Source organism: Pseudomonas silensiensis (assembly GCF_050434865.1).
Taxonomy (GTDB): Bacteria; Pseudomonadota; Gammaproteobacteria; order Pseudomonadales; family Pseudomonadaceae; genus Aquipseudomonas; species Aquipseudomonas fluorescens_W.
Window position 1 is genome coordinate 85,190 of sequence record NZ_JBNDJH010000008.1, and the last position, 14,840, is coordinate 100,029.

At 57.5% G+C, this 14,840-nt stretch carries 12 protein-coding genes; 6 read left to right on the forward strand and 6 right to left on the reverse strand.

Annotated features, from left to right (window positions below; genetic code table 11):
- Positions 1-2 precede the first annotated feature (2 nt).
- The 3 genes from QF010_RS13805 to gfa form a co-directional block, all read right to left on the reverse strand.
- The gene (locus QF010_RS13805; RefSeq protein WP_429533316.1) at positions 3-2,216 is read right to left on the reverse strand and encodes a hypothetical protein; all 2,214 of its coding nucleotides are present in this window, start codon (positions 2,214-2,216) and stop codon (positions 3-5) included.
- A gap of 41 nt (positions 2,217-2,257) precedes the next feature.
- Positions 2,258-3,496 (reverse strand): non-hydrolyzing UDP-N-acetylglucosamine 2-epimerase, encoded by a 1,239-nt coding sequence (wecB, locus tag QF010_RS13810; protein ID WP_429533385.1) that lies wholly within the window; start codon positions 3,494-3,496, stop codon positions 2,258-2,260.
- A gap of 680 nt (positions 3,497-4,176) precedes the next feature.
- Positions 4,177-4,755, reverse strand: a complete 579-nt coding sequence (gfa, locus tag QF010_RS13815) for an S-(hydroxymethyl)glutathione synthase (RefSeq protein WP_033054847.1) — start codon at positions 4,753-4,755, stop codon at positions 4,177-4,179.
- 247 nt (positions 4,756-5,002) lie between these two features.
- Here gfa and QF010_RS13820 point away from each other — a divergent pair, with 247 nt between their 5' ends.
- Positions 5,003-5,620, forward strand: coding sequence for a dTMP kinase (locus tag QF010_RS13820; RefSeq protein ID WP_033054846.1), 618 nt, complete (start codon positions 5,003-5,005; stop codon positions 5,618-5,620).
- A gap of 139 nt (positions 5,621-5,759) precedes the next feature.
- On the opposite strand, the gene QF010_RS13825 is transcribed toward QF010_RS13820, so the two are convergent.
- Both QF010_RS13825 and QF010_RS13830 read right to left on the reverse strand, forming a co-directional pair.
- Positions 5,760-6,284: a cupin domain-containing protein gene (locus QF010_RS13825; protein ID WP_033054843.1), complete on the reverse strand. Its 525-nt coding sequence runs from the start codon at positions 6,282-6,284 to the stop codon at positions 5,760-5,762.
- 164 nt (positions 6,285-6,448) lie between these two features.
- A complete protein-coding gene (locus QF010_RS13830) occupies positions 6,449-6,973 on the reverse strand; it encodes a transporter suffix domain-containing protein (protein WP_033054840.1) in 525 nt (174 codons plus the stop codon).
- A 119-nt stretch (positions 6,974-7,092) separates the two neighbouring features.
- On the opposite strand from QF010_RS13830, the gene QF010_RS13835 reads away from it, so the two are divergent.
- From QF010_RS13835 to QF010_RS13845, 3 genes are read left to right on the forward strand one after another with little or no spacing between them, the layout of a single operon-like run.
- Complete coding sequence (locus QF010_RS13835; protein ID WP_033054839.1) at positions 7,093-8,646, forward strand: efflux transporter outer membrane subunit; 1,554 nt, start codon at positions 7,093-7,095, stop codon at positions 8,644-8,646.
- Entirely contained in the window at positions 8,643-9,782 is a 1,140-nt protein-coding gene (locus tag QF010_RS13840; protein WP_429533317.1) for an HlyD family secretion protein, read from the forward strand. The genes QF010_RS13835 and QF010_RS13840 overlap by 4 nt, the downstream gene beginning before the upstream one ends.
- Positions 9,783-9,786: 4 nt before the next feature.
- Positions 9,787-10,815, forward strand: coding sequence for a DUF2955 domain-containing protein (locus QF010_RS13845; protein ID WP_429533386.1), 1,029 nt, complete (start codon positions 9,787-9,789; stop codon positions 10,813-10,815).
- Here QF010_RS13845 and QF010_RS13850 read toward each other — a convergent pair.
- The gene (locus QF010_RS13850; RefSeq protein ID WP_033054835.1) at positions 10,800-11,255 is read right to left on the reverse strand and encodes a YMGG-like glycine zipper-containing protein; all 456 of its coding nucleotides are present in this window, start codon (positions 11,253-11,255) and stop codon (positions 10,800-10,802) included. The two genes, QF010_RS13845 and QF010_RS13850, sit on opposite strands and share 16 nt — an antisense overlap.
- Positions 11,256-11,440: 185 nt before the next feature.
- Between QF010_RS13850 and QF010_RS13855 the strand changes: the two genes are divergently transcribed.
- Positions 11,441-13,828 carry a DUF3772 domain-containing protein gene (locus QF010_RS13855; protein ID WP_429533318.1) on the forward strand — a complete coding sequence of 796 codons (2,388 nt, stop codon included), beginning with the start codon at positions 11,441-11,443 and terminating at the stop codon, positions 13,826-13,828.
- Between the two features lie 214 nt (positions 13,829-14,042).
- Entirely contained in the window at positions 14,043-14,819 is a 777-nt protein-coding gene (locus tag QF010_RS13860) for an ABC transporter substrate-binding protein (protein WP_429533319.1), read from the forward strand.
- Positions 14,820-14,840 lie beyond the last annotated feature (21 nt).

The window sequence follows — 14,840 nt, forward strand, 5'->3', positions numbered from 1 at the left end:
CGTTATTGGCGATTGCGACGGGCGTTACGGCCGGCCAGCAACAGGATGAGGACCAACAGGATGCCACCCGGAATCAGCCACAACAGCGACGGCGTGCGCCAGGCGTCCAGGCCCTTGGGTTCTTCGTTGTCGATCAGTTGGCTGCCGCTTGGGTCCTGGGTGTCGAAGGTGGTCAGTGCACCGTTGTCACTGAGGATGGCCACGTCGCCGCGGGTCAGCAGAATCTGCTTGGCGAAACGTGGGGCGTCATTGCCCAGGGCGCGATAGACCAGACCGTGCTGGCCGGCGGCATCCACCACTTGCAACGAGGCCAGGTGGTTGAGGGGATGCACGTCCAGCAGCACCTGATCCTTGTGATTGATGCGCAGGCGACCCTGTTCATCAACCTGCACCGATTCTTTGCTGTCCTTGATCGGTAGCTCGAAGGCGAGGAAGGCTTTGTCCGGTGTGACCGAGTCTTTCGGGTCGGCACTGACCTTCAGTTGCGCCCGCAGCGGCGAAACACCAGCGGCGTCAGCTACCGAAATCACTTGCGGCAAGCTGCTCGCCGGATGCTCGAGGTAGGCCTGTGGCACGAGGATTTGCGTGTCCACTGCAAAACGCGCGGCCATGCCGGAGAAGTCATCGCCCAAGGCCGTTTTATCCAGCACGATGTGGCTGGTCGGCAGCACCGAGACCGGGAACGCCTGTGGCGTTTCCAGGCAACGATCGCTGACCGGCTGACGCTGGAACGACACGCGCAAAACGTTCTTCGAACCCAGGGCGTAACGCGGGATACGTGCTTCGATGCGTTGCTGTTCGCCGTTGGCCACGAGCTGTTGTGCGCCAATCAGGTAATCGTTGAGAAACAGCGAGGCCACCGGCGCGGTGTCCGAGGCGCCGGGTGCGGCAGATACATCGACTACCGCTTTCACCGGCAGGCGCCCGTCGTAGGCCACGCTGCCCAGAGGGAACGAAGTGCTCCAGTCGGACTTGGCCAGCACGTCGATGGCACCGGGGTTACCGCCCAGGCGCGACAAGGCCACACGACCGTCGGCGCTCAATGGCATTTGTGCTTCGCTGATCGTCAATTGGCGGCTGCGTGCCAGTGCGTTCCAGGCCGTGCTGAACAGGGCCAGCGCCTTGCCGGTTGCTTGCGGCGCGATCATCAGCACAGGGCGGGTGCCCAGCAATGCCAGGCGCACGTTGTCAGTGCCGGTGGCGGCCAGACCTGCATTGATATGCCGCTGACGCCATTGCGCGAAGGCGCTGGCGGCTGTGGCGTCGAGGCCTTGAATCTGGCTCGACAGCGCGTCCAGCGATTCGTTGACGGCTTTGAGCAGTTGCGGGTCGTTGATGGCCAGATCGGCCTGGACATTCGCCGTTTGCCCCAACATCAGCAATGCGCCGATTTCCGCAGGGTTGGCCAGTGTGTGCGGGCCTTTGCCGTTGAGGCTGGCGAACGCTGGAATGCTTTGCAGTTCGGCCGGGATGCGCAGGCCGCTCAGGTCAACGCTGTCTTTTACGGCAGGGAAGGGCAGGATCTGGCTGTGCTTGCCAATTCGCTCCAATGCCACGCCCAGGCGCCAGGCTGCATCGTAGCTTTCGGCAGACAAGGTGCCCGGCGCGACCATGATTCCCGGTTTGCCAGGCAGTGCCGTCCAGGCAGCGCCGACGTCCTGCAACAGGCTGGCGTCGTAGCTGTAAGTGAGGCGGGTGTCCGGTTCGATACGCAAGACGTTGCCGATGGCGCGTTCGTCTTCGCACAACACACGAGACACGATCGACGACCAGGCAATGCCCAGGCGCAGCGAGCCGCTGTCCCGCGCTTTCTTGTCCACGCCGAGTGTGGCGCTGGCATCACCCTTTGGTTCGCTGAGGCCCTGGGCGCTCACCGGATAGCCGTCCAGCGACAGCAGCAAGGTGTTGCGTCCACCTTCGCCATTGAGGTAACTGGCGTCGAAATTAAGCGTCGCATCCGTCAGCGGCACGCCCGCCGGCACCGGCAGATACAGTTCCCGTCGGGCATCGGTGGAGCCGAGGATGATCGGCGCGTCGATCCCCAGATCGCTCAAGCGCACCTGACGCTCTTGTCGGGTGTCGGCGTTGAGTCGGTTGATCGCCTGGGTGAGCGGGCTGTCCGCGGCCAGAGCGAAAGTCGGCATGAGCGCGAGCAGGCTCACACCACAGGCAAGGGCGCTAAGCGTGCCCGTATGGATGGCAACGGAAGACTTCATTCAGGTAGATCTCGAGCTGATAAGGGGAGGGGCGGTTTGGTTTATAGAGAGGTGAAAGCCGGAAGACTTTTCTCAGGTGCAGGTAGCCCTGACAGGTAGTGCTGGAACTTGGGCAACCGCCCCCCAGTCACGACGAAATCATCGAGCGGACGGCCCATCAGGGCATCGACGATGCGCGCACTGGCCTTGCCATCGCCGTAAGGGTTGGCAGCCTGGGAGCATCGGCGCCACAGCAGGTCGTCATCGAACAGTGCGTTGACGCCAGTGATGATCGAGTCCGGCGAGGTGCCGACCAGGCGAACGGTGCCTGCTGCGACAGCTTCGGGGCGTTCAGTCACATCGCGCATGACCAACACCGGCTTACCCAGCGACGGCGCTTCTTCCTGCACGCCACCGGAGTCAGTGAGGATCACATGCGCACGTTGCATCAGGCGCACGAAGGCCAGGTAGTCCAGCGGCTTGATCAGGTGCACGTTGGGCAGATCGCCCAGATGCTCGGTGACCGGGCCCATGACATTGGGGTTCAAGTGCACCGGATAGACGATCTGGATATCAGTGCGCTGCGCCAGATGGCTCAAGGCCTTGCAGATATCCAGGAAGCCTTCGCCAAAGTTTTCCCGGCGATGCCCGGTCACCAGCAGAACCTTGCGGCCGGCTTGCAGGAACGAGAATTGTTGGTCCAGGCTTGCACGCAGATCAGCGTCTTGCTCAATGCGCCGCGCCGTCATCTGCAACGCGTCAATCACCGTATTGCCGGTCACGAAGGCGCGACCTTGAAGACGTTCGTCGAGCAGGTTTTGGCGCGATTCGTGGGTCGGGGCAAACAGCATGTCCGCGCTAAGGTCGATGCAGCGCCGGTTCATTTCTTCCGGCCACGGGCTATAGATATCGCCAGTACGAAGCCCGGCTTCGACGTGACCGACCGGGATGCGTCGATGGAACGCAGCCATCGAGGCAACCATGGCTGACGTGGTGTCGCCGTGTACCAGCACCCGGTCCGGGCGGGTCATTTCCAGCACGGGGTCAATCGCCCCGTAAAGCGCTGCGGTCAACGAGTTGAGTGATTGGTGCGGCGTCATCACATCAAGGGTGTAATCGGCCTTGAGGTCGAACAGATCCAGCACCTGTTTAAGCATGCTTTGATGTTGGCCAGTGATGCATATCTGCGAATGAATGCCAGGTTCCGCAGCGAGGGCTTTGACCAAAGGCGCCATCTTGATGGCTTCTGGACGGGTACCGAAGATCGAAAGGATTTTAATCCTTGAATGATGGCGAGCGATGATGTCTTCCTTGCGCAGTTTTAGTGCGCAGCACAACAACGACCCAGGTTTTATTCATACCGGAGTACGTCATCGTTATTTGAATTTAGTAAGACCGGGGTAATCAGCGTGAGTCTAATGTTCACTTCATACGAGGTGGCACATTGCCTAAGAACCCGGAGCCGGCCGGATTATTAGCATTAATATTTAATGTTTTAAAGCGTTATACGTGCAATTTTTTTAAATAATTAAAGTTTGAAACTTTTGTGATTGTGGTCGGTCTTTTTTAGGTTTTGATGATTTTTAGAAGTTTTCGATAAGTTGTTTTTACACCGCCAACTCATTGTTTTTTAAGACATTTATTTATTTTATATCCGTTCGTCAATTTAAATGAATTATTCACTCATTATAACGGTCGTGATCGCATGCGGTTACGACCTGGATTTCTAGCGTGACGGTTATGATAGTCACTGAACTGACGCCTGTATATTGTCATGACGAAATAAGTGTTTATTTTGGAGTAATAAATGAACTTTCCCTCAGACTTCAATTATTGATAAGCCCTTTGCCTATTTTGGTTAGGCCGGTGACTCGAAGAAGGGGGTCTTTGAGTCACCCATAACAGTAAAGCAACATTCCATGTTCCACCGTTAGAAATGGCGCCGCCGCGGTCCGACGAAGACACCGCGGCGGCCGATCAATCAGGCGGCGGGGAGCAAGCCTTTCTGTTTGGCGACATGAGTTGCCATTGCGTCCATCAAGTCCGGGGACAGGCAGTCGTAGGGCTCAAGGCCGATCTCGCGCAGGCGCTCACGGATGGCCTTCATTTGCGCTGGCGGTGTGCCGGTTTCGATGATGGAGGACACGAACGCCGCGAAACCCGGCGCAGCCCATCCGCGCTGGGGAGAGAGCTCGGTATGGACGAAGTCCAGGCCATAAAACGCATGGTCCTTGTTCTCGATGCGCCCGAAGAGATGGGCGTGGCACTGCTTGCAGGCGTGCCGCTGGATGGTGGCGGTTTCGTCGACAATTTCCAGTTTTTCGCCGTGGGCAATGACGCTGACCTTATCCCGAGGTACTACGGCAATGACGGCGAATGTCGCGCTTTGCGGTTTCCAGCATTTGCTGCAGCCGCACGCGTGGTTATGCAGGGTTTGTGCGTCGATCTTGACCTCGACCTTGTCGGTCGCACACAGGCATTGCAGGGTGCCGCCTGTGAAATTCGCGGCGGCGGGTTGGATACCGTTGTCCAGTGCGGGGTGAAGCTTCAAGGTGCTCACGTTGGCTTCTCCGTTTCAGGGTGTTAGACGAACGTGCCCGGGGGCGAGCTGTTGCCTCCGGGTAGGCCTGAGAAAATCATAGTTCAAAGGCCCACTAAAAACTGAGCAGACGGAGCCGTTAGCCAGAAACCGGGTTAGAGTGCTCATCAATGTCTGTTCGACCCTCCACTCGATTCGTGTAGTCGCGCCAAGCGGTTTCAGCGAACGAAGCGGGCCAAAAAACCGTATCTCAATCGTTATGTGAAGAATGAATCGTTCGCTATTTGTTTCTCTGGATGGGCCCAAGGGAGTCGGCAAAACCACGCTTTTGGAGGCCGTTACGAAAGCACTGAGGGCAGACAACAAGAAGGTGATCCGACTTTGCGAGAGCAAAAGCGATCCCTACAGGGGTGAAACAATGACCCTCGTGAACAAACTCGTCAGAAATCCCACCCGGGATTTGGAGATGCGGGTTTGTGAACGCTTTGCTGATAGCCGTACCTGGATTTCCCAACACGTGCTGACTAAACAGCCACCAGACAGCATCATCCTGATCGATCGCTGGTATCCGTCTGATGCCGCGTTTCGACGGATAGTCCCGTTTGCAGAAATTCTACAGTTGAACCTTGATCGAAACGTGCGAGTGCCAGACCTGCATGTCGGGGTTGTCACTGCCCCTGAAATTTCATGGGCGAGGGCATCGGCACGACAGCGTGGGCTGAGCAGTACTGTGATCCATAAGCTGGAAGAACATGTTGCTTGTACCAAGTCGTTCGAGCGAGCGGTTGCGGATCACGGCTGGGTTTTATGCCGTAATGAAGGAACGATCGAAGACGCAACGATGCAGGTGATTTCCGAAATCTATAAAGTCCTTCGATGCCCGTAGGCGAAGTTCACTGAGAGGCCCTTGGAAGAAGTTCCATCCAGACACATCATTTAACATAATATACATTACACGTAACAAGATGTTTCGAGATTAGCCCGATTGCACGCAGATTTGGCAGCGATCAAATCGCCTCAACCACTCATTCTCTCATCAGCTTCTCAAACAGCTCCGTGTGCTCGGGAAATTGCTCGCTCAGCTTTTGCTGACTGCCCATTTCCATATCTGCAAAATCAAACCCTGGTGAAACCGCTTCACTGATCAGACCGTATCCCGCCAGTCCGCTTGTAAGCTGCGAAGCTTTCCAGACGCCGCCCGGTACATGCAACTGCAGACATTGTCCGGCGATTATGTCGCTGCCCATCACAACCGTTTTTAATGTGCCGTCCGGAAAAATCAGGCTGTACTGAATCGCGTCTCCCACATGGTAGTAATGCACGATGTCCGATTGGTTCAGATGAAAATGGCCTATTGGCGAATCCTTGGTCAGCAAGTAGTAAATCGATGTCATCAGGTAGCGCCGACCCCCAGCGGTTTCGACCATCGCGTGGTGATCGGTTTGAAAGGTCCTGCGGTAGAAACCGCCTTCCATGTGGGGTTCCAGGTTCAGCGCTGCGATCACAGAACCAGCGCTGGGAATGGGTTTATCAATGGTGTTGGTCGTCATGTAGCTTGAGCCCTCCAGCCTTTGAAATAGCGACCAGCGCATACATATACTCTATCAACATAATGCTCATAATTAATAATAACTATGCTAAATAGCTCTTTAGTAGAGCTAGCCATTAGAGCTTGAATGCACGAGTACTCACTACCCTCGCCCACTAAATTCATTCACGCCGCACTCGTGTTTGCGACACGGGCGGTGCGAATAAACAAGGCGCGCACTTTCTCCCAGAAATTCCCGCCCAATACAAAAAAGCTACCGATCAGCATGAGGTCGCCCAGCGCTTGAACTTGCCAGAGGTTGGGTCTGAGCCCCGGCCAAATGTTGTCGACGTAGGGTTCAAGAAAGGAGGAAATCATCGGCACGAAGAACATCACGAGGCCAATTCTATGACGCCATGGGCCCACTTCGACGTCCGTGCTGGGTGCAAGTTTGGACACATAACCGAACAGGGTACGCTTTAACTGTTGGAATCCGGACTTGCCCATGATGGCAATGGCGAGAATCAGCAGGATTTTGTTGCTGATGAACAGCACGCCAGTCAGTGCAGCGATTTTTGTGCCCGGCACATCGGCTGCCGCTGCGAGTGGCACCAACAGCCAGGAAACCAGCATCACGCAGATAATGACTATTCCCAACTTGAAGCGCCAACCGGCTGAGTGGGGTTCAGCAACACCCGGGGTGTTATTCATAATCGTCGTACCTTTCTAACGGATCACAGTAGATTTGATGGCACGTTAAAAAGCGTAGCAGCCGTGTGCTCATTTGGACGGCTATGCTCCAGTGATCTTTGTTGGTCGGGAAATGCGTAATGCATCCAGATACAACCCTGCTGAACTGGCGTGGCCGGTTCGTGCTGCTTGGCGTACTCGGCCTCAGTGGCTGCGTACGGCTTGGGCCGGATTTCCAGCCGCCCGGTGAAGAATGGGTCAAACACTGGAGCACCCCTGCCCTCGAGCAATCCAGCCAACGCAGCCCGAACCCGGACATTCGCCAGTGGTGGCAAGTCTTCGCCGATCCGGTCCTCGATCAATTGATTGCCGAGTCGGATGCACGTAACTCCAGCCTCAAAATCGCCGGCCTGCGCGTCATGGAAGCCCGCGCCCAACTCGGCATTGCTCAAAGTGGTCTTTACCCCCAACTGCAGCAAGCCAGTGTCGACAGTCTTTACTTCAACCGAAGGCAATCCGGCGGGACCAACCCGCGAGACAGCCATTTCTGGCAACACAGCGTGGGGTTCGACGTCGGTTGGGAGCTGGACTTCTGGGGCCGCTTCAGTCGCGCCATCGAGTCGTCCGATGCCAGCTACTTCGCCGCCCAGGCCAACTATGAAGACGTGCTCGTACTGCTGCGCGCGCAAGTGGCCGACACCTATTTCTCGTTGCGCACCACCGAAGCCCGTTTGCGTGTCGCCCGGGAAAACGCCAAACAGCAAAAGCGCAACTTCGAGATCACCGAGAAGCTCTTCAACAGTGGCCAGACTGCCGAGCTCGACCTGCAACAAGCCAGGACCCAGTACCTGGGCACGTTGAGCACCATCCCCAATTTCGAAGACCAGTTGCAACGGACCCGCAATGCGTTGGCGGTGTTGATTGGTCAGCCGCCCGGCGCACTGCCGCAACTGGTCGAGAACATGGGACTGATCCCGCTGGTCGACCGTGCCGTTTTGCAAGATGTACCGGCCAACCTGCTGCTGCGTCGGCCCGACGTGCGCGCCGCCGAGCTTAATGTCGCCGCCCAGTCAGCGCTGATCGGTGTGGCCGAGAGCGATTTCTATCCGTCGCTGACCTTGCTGGGCAGCATCGTCTGGTCCACCGACACGCTCAGTGGCACGCCCCGGAATCTGGATTTGATCGGCGGCCCCAGCCTGCGCTGGAATCTGTTTGATCACGGCCAGATCAGCAACAACGTGCGCGTGCAGGATGCGCGGTTACAGCAGCTGATCGAGGCTTACCGCGACAAGGTTCGCCAGGCGGCACGCGAGGCAGACGATGCGGCCTATGGCTTGATCAAATCCCTGGAGCGCGAAGGCATCCTGCGTCAGGCTGAAGTGGCCGCAAAACGTTCGCTGGTGCTGGCCAGCGCGCAGTATCGCGAAGGTTATTCGGACTTCCAGCGGGTGCTGGATGCGCAGCGCGCCTTGCTCGAACAACAGGACAATTATCTGGTCGCCCGCAGCAATGCCGTCAGCAATGTCATTGCCTTGTACAAAGCCGTGGGCGGTGGCTGGTACAGCGCCCAGCCGAAAGTTGATCCGACCACCCGCCAGCAAATGGAAAAACGCACCGACTGGGGCGATCTGCTGGAAGAACCCTCCACTGCTCAGCCTGCCATTCCAATGTCTTACAAGGTAAAAGACCAATGAGTGAAGCCGCCCAGCCCACGCCCGAGACACCTGTCACCCAGGCGCCAGAACCGGCCGCCGACCCGGCGAAAAAAGGCATCAAGTGGGTGCTATTACTGATCCTGTTGAGCCTGGCCTGGTACCTGCTGGCGGATCGTTTCACACCCTATACACAACAGGCCCGGGTGGGTGCCTTTGTGATTCCGGTCGCCTCGGAAGTGGCGGGCCGCGTGGTTCGGGTGAACGTGCGCAACAACCAGGACGTCAAGGCCGGCGAAATCCTTTTCGAGGTGGACCCACAGCCGTACCAGATTGCCGTCGACCGTGCGCGCGCCGACCTTGAATCGACCCGCCGACAAATCGGTGCGAGCACCGCCGGCATTGCCTCGGCGCAAGCCAATTTGCGGGCCGCCCAGGCCAACGAGCTCAAGGCGCGCCAGGACAATCAGCGTCTTGAGGGTTTGTATCGCGAAGACCCCGGCACCATTTCCGTACGTCTGCTCGAAGTGTCTCGCGCCAACCGCGAGCAGGCTGTGAGTAAGGTCGCCGCTGCCCGCGCCGAAGTGCAGCGCGCGCGTGAGCAGGAAGGTGGCAGCGAGGAAGACAACGCCTTGCTGCGCAGTGCCGCCACGGCGTTGTCCAAAGCCGAACTGGATCTGTCCAATACGCAGATTCGCGCTCGCTCGGCCGGGCTGATTACGGATCTGCGTACTGACACAGGGCAATTCGCCGCTGCCGGTAGCCCGGTCATGACCCTGATCGCCATTCATGATGTGTGGATCAGTGCGGACATGACCGAGAACAACCTCGGTCTGGTGAAGCTCGACACGCCGGTTTCGATTGTTCTGGATGCGCTGCCGGGCGAGGTCTTCGAGGGGCGCGTGCGCAGCGTCGGTTACGGCGTCAGCGTGGGGCAGACACCCGCCCCTGGCACCTTGCCCAGCGTGCAGAACAGCCGCGACTGGTTGCGGCCGGCCCAGCGTTTTCCGGTGATTATCGAGTTTTCGCCAGACTCGTTGAGCACGTTGCGTGACAGTCGGGGGATCCGTGCCGGTGGGCAGGCCGAAGTCATGGCCTTCCCCACCGAGGGTAATCCGCTGAACCCACTCGGCCATGTGTTTGTGGGGTTCATGAGCTGGCTGAGCTATGCCTATTAAGGGTATGTCGACTCGGCGCACGCCGCGGGATCAACGGGCACTGCGCCTGGCCACCGGCACGGCGTTGAGCCTCGCCGCCAGTTTCGGCCTGGGCTTGCCGATTCCTTTTTTGGCGCCGGTGCTTTGCCTGCTGTTGCTGGCCTCGGTCAATCGCCCGCTGCCGTTCAAGGCCGGACTGGTTCTCGCACTGGCCGCCATGTTGACCACCGGCATCGGCCTGCTGTTGATCCCGGTCCTGCGTTATTACCCCGTCAGCGGCGTGCTATTGATCAGCATTGGTCTGTTCCTTGCGTTCCGCTTTGGCCTGCGGGGTGGCAACGCATTGATCATGACCTTCGTGGTGATTGGCCTGACGATGATTCCCTCGGCCGGTATCGCCGACTTCGATCTGGCGGCGACGGTCATCGGCGCACTGGTCAAGGGTTTGCTGCTCGCCGTTGTCGTCGTGGCGTTCAGTCATGGGTTATTCCCTGATCCACCCAATGCCCCTTCACCGCCCCCTGCCCCACCTCTGCCGGAAGAGGAAGTCAGTCGGATTGCGCTGCGTGCCACCCTGATCGTGTTGCCGGCATTCCTGCTGGCGCTGATCGACCCGGCCAGTTATCTGCCGATCATCCTGAAGTCCGTCGGCCTGGGTCAGCAAAGCTCCACGACGAATGCCCGCATCGCCGGTCGCGAACTGCTCGGTTCAACTTTGCTCGCAGGCCTGTTGGCGATTCTCTTCTGGAGTGCCCTCAGTCTGTTTGTGCATTTGTGGATGTTCTTTCTGTGGATGCTGCTGTTCGGCCTGGTGCTGGCGCGCAAACTCTATGCCCTGAGCCCGACGCGGTTTACCCCGGGGTTTTGGCTCAATACCCTGATCACGCTGATCATCCTGTTGGGGCAGTCGGTACAGGACAGCGCCGCAGGCAAGGACGTTTACACAGCGTTCGCCATCCGCATGGGTTTGTTCATCCTCGTGACGCTGTATGCCTGCCTGATGGTTCATCTGCTCGATCAACGGCGGCCAAATGACGTTCAAGGGTTAACCTGATACCCCTTCCCTTGCAGGCAACTGGTATAGGCCGTTGAACTGGTCGCAGCGCTGGTTTTCTCTTGCGCCCGGCGCTCCTGACGCTGACGCGAGCCTCCGACGACCGCTCCTGCCGCGGCGGTTTCCTTGGCGCGATTCTGGCGATAGTCCTGCTTGACGTTATCGTCGACGCGATCATAAAACTCGTCATGCTGACGTCCGCGTACTTGCGCCCCGGCGGCACCGGCGGCAGCGCCCACAGCGGCCCCTTTCAGCCTTCCACCGGAAGAAGTCGATGCAGTCGAGGCGCTCTGACTGGCCGCGATGTTGTGGCATTCGGTCATGTCCGCCTGGGTTTGTTGCGAACTCTGCCCTTTCATCGGCACGACCGTTTCCGCCCACCCCTGGGTCGAGGAAACCGCCAGTGCGATGCACAGGCTAATGGATGACAACCTTTTCATAATGACCTCCGACAGCTCAATACGTCACACCTCGTGATCCTGAGCGTAATTCAGCATAAAAGATTGTAGATCACCCCTTCTCACCCGCCCCCCTTCCCTACTACTGGTCAGCATGCGGAACAATTTTTCGCGCCAGCACACGCCATGACCTAACCTGAATGGCTAAAGCCGCTGGAGGCATGCCTATGCGTCCCGCATTGAAATTACTCATATTCATTGTGTTTGCGCTGATGGGGGCGAACATCGGCGAACTGTCGGCGGACGAACTACCCAATGCGCCAGGCAGCAGTGAGGCCAGCGCTACCGCGACGGTGTCAAAAAGCGAACTGGAAGCCCTGCAATTAAGGCTGGATGAACTTAAACAGCAGGTGTCACTGACCAGTAACTACACCCAGTTGGTAGGCTTTCAGGACAACGTTCAGTTGCTCTTCAGTGATGCGGACAAGTTGGCGACCTTGTTACTTCCCGAGCAGGTGCAACTGCAAGCGCAACTCAGTGTTCTCGGGACGGCATCCAACACCAGCCTTGCCGTGGAAAAGTCCGATCTAGTGAAACAGAGGTCTTATCTCACTGCACAAAAAGACAAGGTGGATGGCGATCTCAAGATATTGCAGGCCATCAAAGAAGGCGCGACTAACCTCATCACTCAGATCGCCAGCATTCGGCGCACCCAACTGGAAACCGAACTGGCCCAGCGAACCGCCAGCCTCCTCAACCCCCGGTTCTGGTTACCGCTGTTCTCTCCACTGGAGGAGGATACAAACCGTCTGAGGTTTTTGATCGAGCAGTCCAACAGTGTCATTCAGTCCGTCTGGCAACCCGGCCGGCGTGCCACGACCGTCACGTTGTTAGTATTGGCCCTGGCCTTCTGGACGACAGGGCGAAGACTGGCTGAACGTGGTTTGACCTGGATCTGCATCCATCGAGTACCGGAAGGTCGCCTGCGCAGAAGTTCATTGGCGATAGCGACGGTAGTTGCCACGATGCTGAGTGCGGGTTGTGCAATACAGCTCATCTCCGCCGCGGCTACCCGCCTGCAACCATTGCCGCAGCCACTGGAAGGTTACTTCGACGATGTCGAAAAAGTCGCTTACGCCTGCGCCCTGATCATCGGCCTGAGTCGGGCCCTGCTGTCTAAACGCAATCCCTCATGGCGGTTGCCTGGCATCGCCGATGAAGTGGCAGTTGCAATAAGCCCTTTTCCGGCGCTGCTGGCCGGATCAATGCTGATACTCATCTCACTGGTACAAGTCACCAATGCGACGGGTATGAGTTCGCAGGTGGTTCTCTTCAGCCGGGGCGTCGTGTCGTTAGTCGTCATCATGATTATGGGTGCGCTATTGATACGCGTCAGTAGAACCCGCCGAGCGATGGTCATTGCCGGGGAACACCCTGAGTCAGGTACTACGCTGGCGGGGCTGGTTTATACCGGCGTCAGTATCGCCATGTTGATCTCGATTTTTGGCCTGCTGGTCGGTTACATCTCCCTGGCCCGTTTCATCACTTACGAAATTGTCTGGCTCTATATCGTTATTGCCAGCTTCTATTTGCTGACGCAGTTGTTCAGGGACCTGTGTGATTACCTGTTTTCGCCCAGGCACCCAAGCGGCAAGGCGATCAAACAGCTGCTGGGTATCGGCGACGTGCGGCTTGAACAAATCGAGGTTGTTGTGTCGGGTATTGGCAGAGCGGCCTTACTGTTGATTGCCGCGATTACAACGTTTGTGGGAGGGGTTGGAGCGACTTTTGGACAGCTGACTGACAGGGTTTCAGCGATCCTCGGCGGCGATGGCTTGCGCAAGCTGAACATCATTCCGGGCAATCTGTTGAATGCGGTCCTCGCACTGTTGATCGGCATTTACCTGATTCGATCGCTGAGCAGATGGCTGGATAACGAGTTCCTGCCGAAAACCGATATGGACCCCGGCATGGGGGCGTCACTGAGCACCCTGTTCAGTAATATCGGGTACGCGCTGGTCATTCTGCTGGCGTTGTCTTCCTTGGGCGTCAAATGGACAAACCTGGCCTGGATCGTCAGTGCGTTATCGGTGGGGATCGGTTTCGGTTTACAGGAGATCGTCAAGAACTTCGTATCCGGGCTAATCCTGCTCACCGAGCGTCCGGTCAAGGTCGGCGACTTGATCAGCATCAGCGGGGTCGAAGGCGATATCCGGCGGATCAATGTCAGGGCCACCGAGATACAGCTCAGTGACCGTTCGATCGTGATCGTGCCCAATTCGCAGCTTATTTCCCAGAACCTGCGCAATGTGACCATGGGTGGCAGCGCCCAAGGGGTGGCCACACTCGAATTGGTGTTCCCTCTGGATATCGATCCCGAGCAAGTCAAAAATCTGCTGTACACCACCTATCACGAGCATGAAACCATCCTCGAAAAACCCGCCCCCGTTGTCCGATTCAGCAATCTGAGCCCTGAAGGCATCACATTGACCATCACCGGCTATGTCAGCAGCCCAAGGATTGTCAGTGCGACCAAGAGCGATCTGCTGTTTGAGATCCTGAAGCGATTGAGTGCGGCCGGCATCGAATTGGCCAAGCCTGTTCCCCCCGCGTAATGCCCATCAATAGCCTGCCTGGCGCCTGAACGAGCTCGTGATCACACGGATTCGTTGTGAATTTTTGCGCCATCGAGTGACACGTTTATTTTCATAGCGTTGCAATATGAAATAAAACATGTCATTTATAGCCACACAAAATCATCAGGACTGATCCACCGCGCCAGATCGGATGGCCTGTACCACCCCAACGCCCCTCCAAGGAGTCAACAATATGAACAAGACAGAACTTCTAGGTGCTCTGGCACTGTGCGCCGCAAGCCTGTTGGCTCACGCCGACGAAGACAGCCTGCGTATCGGTATCGAAGCCGCCTACCCGCCCTTCTCTTTCAAGACGCCGGAGGGCAACGTCAGTGGTTTCGACTACGACATCGGCAACGCCCTGTGCGAAGAAATGAAGGTCAAATGCGAGTGGGTCATCCAGGAATTCGACGGCATGATTCCGTCGCTGAAAGTGCGCAAGATCGATGCCGTGCTGTCGTCGATGTCGATCACTGAAGACCGTATGAAGTCGGTCGACTTCAGCAAAAAGTACTACCACACACCCGGCAAGTTCGCGATGAAGGCCGGCAACGTGATCAACGACCCGCTGATTGATCTAAAGGGCAAAAAAGTCGGGGTGCAACGCTCATCGACTTACGACCGTTTCGCCACCGAGCAGCTGGAAAAGGCCGGGGTCGAAGTGGTGCGCTACGGCTCACAAAATGAAGCCTTCCTCGATCTGGCGTCGGGTCGTCTGGACGCCACGCTCGCCGACATCGTCAACACCGACGAGAGCTTCATTAAAACGCCAGCAGGCAAAGGCTTCGCGCTGGTTGGACCGGACATCAGCGACCCGAAATACTTCGGCCGAGGCGCCGGGATCGCGGTGCGTAAAGGCGACAGCGTGAACGTTGCTCGTCTGAGTACAGCGATCGACGCCATCCGTGCCAACGGCAAGTACCAGCAAGTGATGGCCAAGTACTTCGCGTTCGATATTTACGGCGAATAAGCCTTTACCCCAGACCCTGGC

Bases quoted from the DNA above. Each gene is read 5' to 3' on its own strand.
- QF010_RS13805 (WP_429533316.1), bottom strand. From the start codon at position 2,216: ATGAAGTCTTCCGTTGCCATCCATACGGGCACGCTTAGCGCCCTTGCC.
- QF010_RS13820 (WP_033054846.1), top strand. From the start codon at position 5,003: ATGAATCGTTCGCTATTTGTTTCTCTGGATGGGCCCAAGGGAGTCGGC.
- QF010_RS13825 (WP_033054843.1), bottom strand. From the start codon at position 6,284: ATGACGACCAACACCATTGATAAACCCATTCCCAGCGCTGGTTCTGTG.
- QF010_RS13830 (WP_033054840.1), bottom strand. From the start codon at position 6,973: ATGAATAACACCCCGGGTGTTGCTGAACCCCACTCAGCCGGTTGGCGC.
- QF010_RS13835 (WP_033054839.1), top strand. From the start codon at position 7,093: ATGCATCCAGATACAACCCTGCTGAACTGGCGTGGCCGGTTCGTGCTG.
- QF010_RS13840 (WP_429533317.1), top strand. From the start codon at position 8,643: ATGAGTGAAGCCGCCCAGCCCACGCCCGAGACACCTGTCACCCAGGCG.
- QF010_RS13845 (WP_429533386.1), top strand. From the start codon at position 9,787: ATGTCGACTCGGCGCACGCCGCGGGATCAACGGGCACTGCGCCTGGCC.
- QF010_RS13850 (WP_033054835.1), bottom strand. From the start codon at position 11,255: ATGAAAAGGTTGTCATCCATTAGCCTGTGCATCGCACTGGCGGTTTCC.
- QF010_RS13855 (WP_429533318.1), top strand. From the start codon at position 11,441: ATGCGTCCCGCATTGAAATTACTCATATTCATTGTGTTTGCGCTGATG.
- QF010_RS13860 (WP_429533319.1), top strand. From the start codon at position 14,043: ATGAACAAGACAGAACTTCTAGGTGCTCTGGCACTGTGCGCCGCAAGC.